The organism is Nocardia alba NBRC 108234 (genome assembly GCF_001612665.1).
In the GTDB taxonomy this organism is placed as follows: Bacteria; Actinomycetota; Actinomycetes; order Mycobacteriales; family Mycobacteriaceae; genus Nocardia; species Nocardia alba.
Genome location: NZ_BDAX01000054.1, coordinates 1 through 7400, shown reverse-complemented (window position 1 = coordinate 7400; position 7400 = coordinate 1). Strand labels below are relative to the sequence as shown.

7 protein-coding genes are annotated in these 7400 nt (G+C 69.3%); 3 read left to right on the top strand and 4 right to left on the bottom strand.

Translation table 11 applies throughout. From position 1 onward, the window contains the following. Nucleotides 1-111: 111 nt before the first annotated feature. The gene (locus tag NA12_RS32810) at nt 112-516 is read right to left on the bottom strand and encodes a DUF7144 family membrane protein (RefSeq protein WP_067460716.1); all 405 of its coding nucleotides are present in this window, start codon (nt 514-516) and stop codon (nt 112-114) included. A gap of 80 nt (nt 517-596) precedes the next feature. Beyond that, nucleotides 597-2096, bottom strand: a complete 1500-nt coding sequence (locus NA12_RS32805; protein WP_067460713.1) for a flavin-containing monooxygenase — start codon at nt 2094-2096, stop codon at nt 597-599. A gap of 100 nt (nt 2097-2196) precedes the next feature. Between NA12_RS32805 and NA12_RS32800 the strand changes: the two genes are divergently transcribed. From NA12_RS32800 to NA12_RS32790, 3 genes are all read left to right on the top strand, one after another. Next, complete coding sequence (locus tag NA12_RS32800; RefSeq protein ID WP_443093724.1) at nt 2197-2745, top strand: YdcF family protein; 549 nt, start codon at nt 2197-2199, stop codon at nt 2743-2745. A gap of 67 nt (nt 2746-2812) precedes the next feature. Continuing rightward, complete coding sequence (locus NA12_RS32795; protein ID WP_067460710.1) at nt 2813-4423, top strand: GMC oxidoreductase; 1611 nt, start codon at nt 2813-2815, stop codon at nt 4421-4423. Nucleotides 4424-4660: 237 nt separating this feature from the next. Beyond that, a complete protein-coding gene (locus tag NA12_RS32790; RefSeq protein WP_243655173.1) occupies nt 4661-5335 on the top strand; it encodes a VIT1/CCC1 transporter family protein in 675 nt (224 codons plus the stop codon). A gap of 94 nt (nt 5336-5429) precedes the next feature. Here NA12_RS32790 and NA12_RS32785 read toward each other — a convergent pair whose 3' ends face one another. Both NA12_RS32785 and NA12_RS34485 read right to left on the bottom strand, forming a co-directional pair. Continuing rightward, entirely contained in the window at nt 5430-7001 is a 1572-nt protein-coding gene (locus tag NA12_RS32785) for a Na+/H+ antiporter (RefSeq protein ID WP_067460704.1), read from the bottom strand. A 181-nt stretch (nt 7002-7182) separates the two neighbouring features. Beyond that, the coding region (locus NA12_RS34485) for a hypothetical protein (protein ID WP_218017154.1) at nt 7183-7400 on the bottom strand (218 nt) is incomplete at its 5' end.

Sequence of the window (7400 nt, the reverse complement as noted above, 5' to 3'; positions counted from 1 at the left end):
GAAGTCAAATCGCCTGCAAAGTCCAGACATTTTCCCTGGTCACGCCACCACACCGCGGACGAACAACGCCGCCCCGATGACGGAGCGGCGTTGTCAGTGGATCGGGACGGCTCAGACGTTGTTCGGTCGCCAGGTGGCCACCGCCCAGATCACCACGATGTCGATGGCGATGATCAGGATCGACCACCATGGGTAGTAGGGCAGCCACAGGAAATTGGCGATGATCGACAGTGCGGCGATCACCATTGCCGATACCCGGCCCCAGGTCTGGCCGGCCAGCAGTCCGATCGCGACAATGACCGCGATCGCGCCGAGGATGATGTGCCACCAGCCCCAGCTGGTGAGGTCGAACTGGTAGGCGTACTCCGGTCCGACGACGATGAGATCGTCCTTGGCTACCGCGGAGATCCCCTGGAAAATCTGCAGGACACCGACAACTGCCAGCAGGATGCCAGCGCCGATGGAGGTTCCTGCCGCGATTCCGTCGCGCACTGGGTGCTGATTCGTGTCTGTCATCGCTGGGCCTTCCCGTCAGGTCGATGCCACGTGCCACCAAGGCACATGACAACGGTAGAAACCCGAACGGGCCGCGCGCCTCACCCGTTGCGGGTGAACTCTCCTACCCGCCGCGACACCGGTCGCAGCGTTTTGCCGAGGTCGGTCCGCAGGGTGATCAGCGCGTCGAGCAGGTAGTTCTGCCTGACTCGCCACGGATGACGGTCGCCCTGACGGGGGAACGCCGCGATCGCGCGCAGCACGTAGCCGGCGTTCAGGTCGAGCAGCGGGCGTTCGGAGAGCGCGCCCCTGGGTTCCGGGACGACCGCGGCGCTGCCGGTGCGGTCGAGGTGGGTGAGGACTTTGCAGACCAAACGGGAGGTCAGGTCGGCGCGCAGGGTCCATGAGGCGTTGGTGTAGCCGACGCAGATGGCGAAGTTGGGCAGACCGGTGAGCATGGCCCCCTGCCAGACGAACTGATCGGCCAGGGGCACGGGTGTGCCGTCGACCGAGGGCGCGATGCCGCCGAACGCCAGCAGTCGCAGGCCCGTGGCGGTGACCACGATGTCGGCGGGCAGCGTCTGCCCCGATATCAGTCTGATTCCCTCCGGCACGAAGGCATCGATGTGGTCGGTGACCACCGACGCCTTGCCCTGCTTCATCGCCTTGAAGAAATCGGCGTCGGGGGCGGCGCACAGGCGCTGGTCCCATGGGTCGTAATCGGGGGTGAAGTGTTCGGCGACGAGTTTGTCGTCCTTGAGGATGCGGGTGGTGAGGTCGGTGAGCAGCTTGCGCGCGGCGGCGGGACGACGGCGGCAGAACTGGTAGAAACCGATGCTGAACAGGATGTTCTTGGTCCGGATCAGCCGGTGGGCCAGACCCGCGGGGAGCCGTCGGCGGATCTTGTCGGCCAGCTTGTCGCGGCCGGGAACCGCACTGATCCAGGTGGGGCTGCGCTGCAACATGGTGACGTGGGCGGCGTCGACCGCGAGGTTGGGCACCAGGGTGACCGCGGTGGCGCCACTGCCGATGACGACGATCCGCTTGTCGCGGGTGTCGAGGTCGGCGGGCCAGAACTGCGGGTGCACGACGGTGCCCGCGAAGGCGTCGCGGCCGGGGAATTCGGGGGCGTGCGGCTGCTGGTAGTCGTAATAGCCCGCGCAGGCATAGAGGAAACCGCAGGTCAAGGTGCTCAGCTCGGGCCCGTCGGGGCCCTCGTGCGCGAGGGTGAGCTGCCAGTGGGCTTTCGCCGACAACCAATCCGCGCCGATCACCCGGGCACCGAAGCGGATGTGACGGTCGATGCCGTTCTCCCGCGCGGTCTCACGGATGTAGTCCAGGATCGCGCTGCCGTCGGCGATGGAGCGCGCCGCGCGCCAGGGCTTGAACGGGTAGCCGAGGGTGAACATTTCCGAGTCCGAGCGGATGCCCGGGTAGCGGAAGAGGTCCCAGGTGCCGCCGAGGTCGGCGCGCGCCTCCAGCACGGCGTAGCTGCGATGCGGGTGTTCGGTCTGCAGCCGGTATGCGGCCCCGATGCCGGACAACCCGGCGCCGACGATGACGACGTCGAGGTGTTCGGGGGCAACGGCGGTATCGGTCATGGGCTCCAGTGTGCCTGGCAGCCGACCCCGACAGAAGAGCGTGCTCGATCACGGGCCCGGCCGTGACCGCCGGTATTTCGGTATCGTCGAAGCCGTGTCGATCTTTCGGCGTGCGGGATGGTTGCTCGTCGGCGCACTGGTCACCGTCCTGGCTGTCGCGGTCGCTGGATGGCCGGTCTTCGTGCATCCCCAGATCGACCCGCTCCGGCCCGCCGATGTGATCGTGGTACTCGGCGGCACCCCGTACGAACGGTTCGACGTCGGCATCGACCTCGCCGAGCGCGGTCTCGCCCCCGAGGTGCTGATCTCGCAGTCCACCGGCGCCGACGATCCGATGATGGACAAGTACTGCGGCGGCCGATTCGCCTTCCGCGTCTCGTGTTTCGTGCCCGACCCGTGGACCACCGATGGCGAGGCGCGCGAAATCGTCCGGCGCGCGAAGATCTACGGGTGGGACCACATCATCGTGGTCACCTTCACGCCGCATGTGTCGCGGGCCAGGTACATCGTCGAGAAGTGCTACGACGGCGAGATCACCATGGTCGCCAGCCCGTCGGATTCGGGACCGGGGTTCTGGACATATATGTATGTTCGCCAATCCGCCGGGTACATCAGAGCTTTCGTCAATCAGCATTGCGAGACCGACTGACACCCGATGGCGCTGCTCTTACAGTGGGACAGGCGGTGCGGGGGCACCGTTGGTGAGAGGACCGCCGATGCATGTCGAGGACCTGCGCACCGTCGGTGACGACGTGTTGCGCGCTCAGATCTGCGTGATCGGGTCGGGCCCGGCGGGTCTGACGGTGGCTACCGAACTCGCTGCCGCCGGACTGCGGGTCCTGGTATTGGAGAGCGGCGGACACGAGATCGCCACGGACGAGACGGCATTCGCGGCGATCGAGAGCATCGGCGCACCCCGCGCGCACCAACACCGGGTCGCGGGAAATCGGGTACTCGGCGGCAGCTCACACTCCTGGGCCGGCCGCTGCGGCGTGCTCGACGACCTCGACTTCGCTCATCGACCCTGGGTCGCCCGGTCCGGCTGGCCGATCGACGCGGGCGCACTGCGCCCCTTCACCGAGCGCGCCGCCGCGCATGCCGGGCTCGGGCACGCCACCGGCTTCACCGAGAACGAGTTCTGGCCGTTGACCGGGCGGCGAGCACCCGCCGACGCGCTCGACACCACGGTGTTGCGCCCCTGCTTCTGGCAGCTCAGCCGCGACCCGGTCAACCGGTTCGCGGGCAAACGGTGGGGACCGAATGTGCGTGACATTCTCGCGCCGACCGCCCTGGCACTGGTGAACGCGACGGTCACCCATCTCGACACCGATAGCACCGGCGCACATGTGAATTCGGTCGAGGTGACCGGGGCGGATGGCCGGGTGCGCACCGTCGAGGCGCGGGTGTTCGTGCTGGCAGCGGGTGCGATCGCGACGCCGCGGCTGCTGCTGGCCTCGCGGCGCGCCGTCGTGGGCGGGATCGGGAATCGGTACGACCAGGTGGGGCGGTACCTGATGGACCATCGCTGCGGAGTCGTCGCGACGCTGCCCCTCGCCGAGGCCGGGGCGGCGCTCGACCGGTTCGGCGAGCACGTGGTGCGGAGCCCGCGTGGCAAGCACACGTTCCTGACCGGCATGGCATTGTCGCCTGTGCTGCAGCGGCGCGAGTCGCTGGTGAACTGCGCGCTGTGGTTGCGGGAGGTCACCGACGACGATCCGTGGAACTCGGTGAAGCGGTTGCTCGGTGGGCGGCTTCGGTGGCAGAAGAGGCGGAATATGCTGTCAGGCAACAGATTTGCGGGCAGCCGGGCACGGCTCGAGTCGGCCGAGGGCGGCGGGCGGCGCGAAGTCGAGCTGCGGGCGATGGTGGAACAGGCGCCGGACGTCGACAGCCGGGTTCGGCTCTCGACGCGCACCGATCCGATGGGAATGCCGCTGCCGCAGGTGGATTGGCGCACCAGCGAGCAGGAGGACCGGACGGTTCGACGGGCGACGGCATTGCTCGTCGGTGAGTTCGTCCGGCTCGGATTGCCCGCGCCACAGGTTGTTCCCGCGGCTGTGCCCGACAGCACCGATCCCCTACCGCTCACCGACTGGGCGCATCCCAGTGGCACCACCCGGATGTCGGCCGACCCCAGGCACGGGGTTGTGGACCGACACTGCCGGGTGCACGGGGTGGACAATCTCTACATCGCGGGCAGTTCGGTGTTCCCGACGAACGGGCACGTCGACCCGACCTTGACCGTGATCGCGCTCGCTGTGCGCCTGGCCGACACGCTGCGCGCGGGTCCGGCTGCCGCCCCCGCCCCGGTTGCCCGACAAAGCTGAGCGAGTGGCCGATCCGCTCCCGGATACCCGACGAAACCGGGCCAGTGGCCGAGCTCACCCAGGGTGGCCACGACGGAGCTGAGCGGATGGCCGAACCCCGCTTCCACGGTCCGCTGATCTGCCGGTTCACCCGACTAGGCTGGGCGGGTGCCGGACTCGCCCGTAGACAACAGTCGCTCGAAGGGGGCCGGGGGTGCGCCCCGGTCAGGTCATCCGCATGAGCCGCACACCGAGGGTCTGGCGACCCGGCTGAACTGGCTGCGCGCCGGGGTGCTCGGCGCGAACGACGGCATCGTCTCCACCGCGGGACTGGTCGTCGGCGTCGCCGCGACCACGGACAATGCCCAGACAATCCTCACCGCGGGCATCGCGGGCCTGGTGGCGGGCGCGATCTCGATGGCCGCGGGTGAATACGTCTCGGTGAGCACGCAGCGGGATTCGGAGAAGGCACTGCTCGCCGAGGAACGCCGCGAACTGTCCACCGAACCCGATGTCGAACTGGCCGAGCTGGCCGCGATCTACGAGCGCAAGGGCCTGCGCCCGGCCACCGCGCGCACGGTGGCCGCCGAGCTCACCGCCCACGACGCGTTCACCGCGCACGCCGAGGCCGAACTCGGCATCGACCCGCGCTCGCTCACCGACCCGTGGGCGGCCGCGATCTCCTCGGCGATCTCGTTCACCTGCGGCGCGCTGCTGCCCTTGCTGGCGATCGTGTTGCCGCCCACCGGATGGCGGGTACCGGTGACGTTCGCCGCGGTGCTGATCGCCCTCGCGATCACCGGGTCGGTGAGCGCGCGCCTCGGTGGCAGTAATCGTGGACGCGCGGTGCTGCGCGTGGTCGTCGGCGGCGCGCTGGCAATGGCGATCACCTACGGAATAGGCGCCGCCACGGACTCACTGGGAATCGGCTGAGCTTCTGACAGGTCGGCTGAGCTCCCGAGCACATCGGCTGAGCGCTCGAGCAGAATGGCTGATCAGCCCGCGACCGCGCGCCCACGGCGGGCACTCAATGCGTCGGGCCGAGGTCGAGTCGGCGGGTGACCCGGTCGACGACATCCGGGGGCATGCCGGGTTCGCGACGGGCGGCCTGGGCTTCGCGGCGGCCTGCCTCGGTGACGGCGGCGCGGACCGCGCGCATCTGGGAGGCGAGTTTGCGTTCCTTGTCCAGCGCCGCCTTCGCGTCGGCGTCGGCCGCCTCCGGATCGGCTTTGGCGGACAGTCGACGCAAAACAGCTTTCAGGTCCTCGTAGACATCCTCCGGGAGATTGTCGCGAGCGGCGATCGCTTTGAGCTCGGCGAGTTCGGCATTCACGACCCTGGTCCAGAGCGCCTGTTCGACGACCCGTTCCTGGCGGGTGTCGGCGTGCACTCCGGTCAGGCGGACCACCAGCGGAAGGGTCGGGCCCTGGACGAGCAACGTGAACAGCACGACCGCGAACGCGATGAACAGGATCTCCGAGCGGGCCGGGAAGTCGGCGCCGGTATCGAGGGTGAACGGCACGGCCAGCGCCAGCGCCACCGTCGCGACCCCGCGCATGCCCGCCCACCAGGTGACGACCACCTCGCGCCAGGTGAACGGTTCGTCGGTGTTGGGGAGTTTGCTGCTGATCGCCCAGGTGACCATCAGCCAGGCCAGCCGCAATCCCACGACCACCACGATCACCGCGGCGGTGACCCCGGCCAGTCCCGGCCAGTTGTGTCCGGTGGTGTCGATGACCACCCGCAGTTCCAGACCGATCAGGGCGAAGGCGAAGCCGGTGATCAGCATTTCGGTGATGTCCCAGAACGAATCGGCGACCAGGCGATAGTCGCGGTCGCCGATCTCGGTCACGGCATCGGTGAGGTACAGCGCGCAGACCAGCACCGCGAGTACCGCCGAGCCCTCCCAGTGCTCGGCGATGCCGTAGGCGGCGAAGGGCAGCAGCAGGCTCGCCGCGACCTGGCCGGTGGCGGTGTCCAAATGCTTGGTGAGCAGGCTGCCGAGCCAGCCGAGCAGCAGGCCGACGGCGACCCCGACCACCGCGGCGATCGCGAAGTCGCCCAGTGCGTGCCACGGCGAGAACAGCCCGGTGACCACGGCCTGGATGCCGACCGTGTAGATGACGATGGCGGTGACGTCGTTGAACAGCCCCTCCCCGCCCAGGGTCACGATCAACCGGCGCGGCAGGCCGAGACGGCCCGCCATAGACGTGGCCGCGACCGGATCGGGCGGGGCGACCAGGGCGCCGAGCACCAGGCCCGCGGCCAACGCGGAGGCGGGATTCCACGCGTGGAAGACCGCGGCGACCGCGATCGCGGTGACGATCACGAGCCCGACCGCGCGCAACGCGATGATCTGCCAGTTCTCCGCGAACTGCCGCCATGACGTGCGACGCGCGGCGGCGTAGAGCAGTGGCGGCAGGACCAGCGGCAGGATCAGCTCGGGCGGGATGTGCAGGCTGGGCACAGCTGGAATCAGCGCCAGCAGGCAGCCGAATACGGTCATCAGGATCGACGGCGCGAGTCCCAGGCGCGCGCCGAGCGGTTCGGCGAGTACGGCCGCGAGCAGGATCACCAGAGTCAGCACCAACTGGTCCATAGCTGACCAGTCTCACCGACATCGACAGCGTGTAAAGGTCGACCCGCCGCCGGTCAGGAGTCCAGCGACTGACTCGACGCACGACCGCCATCCCCTGGGACGCCGGACATCCCAGCCGAGCTACGCGACGCGATCACGGATCAAGGCCGGATCGCCGACCACGGCGCGGCGCGATCGCGGATCAGGGCCGGATGGCCGCTGCCGGTGGGAGCAGGATCGGCGGCAGTGGGAACGGGAGTTGCAGGACCGGGGGCGGCGGGGGTGGTGGGGGCGGCGCCGGAGCGGGTTCGGGTACGAAGGCGGGGGGCGGCTCGGGGGCGGGTGGGGGCGGAGGCGGCGGCTCGTAGGCGGGCGCCGGCTGATAGGCGGGCGGCGGCTCGGACGCGGGCGGCGGCGCCG